Raw genomic sequence first — 239 nt, forward strand, 5'->3', positions numbered from 1 at the left:
TTGGAGCTGATCTGGCGGCTGGAGGGATTGGTCCCCAGCTACCGTACCATCGCTGAGTTTCGACGGGTCAACGGGACCGCCCTGCGTGCGGCGAACCGAGATTTCGTTGTGTTGTGCCGCGAGCTGGATCTGGTGGGTGGAGAAACCATCGCCATCGACGGCTCGTTTTTCCATGCGAGCGCCAGTGACGCCAGCATCACCACCAAGAAGCGCTTGGAAGCGCAATTGAAGAAGATCGC

General features: G+C 59.8%; 1 protein-coding gene. It reads left to right on the plus strand.

Going from position 1 to position 239, the window contains the following annotated elements; genetic code table 11:
* The coding region (locus E1958_RS20715) for a transposase (RefSeq protein WP_166664730.1) at positions 1 to 239 on the plus strand (239 nt) is incomplete at both ends.

It is taken from the genome of Candidatus Thiosymbion oneisti (genome assembly GCF_004359955.1).
Lineage (GTDB): Bacteria > Pseudomonadota > Gammaproteobacteria > Chromatiales > Chromatiaceae > Thiosymbion > Thiosymbion oneisti.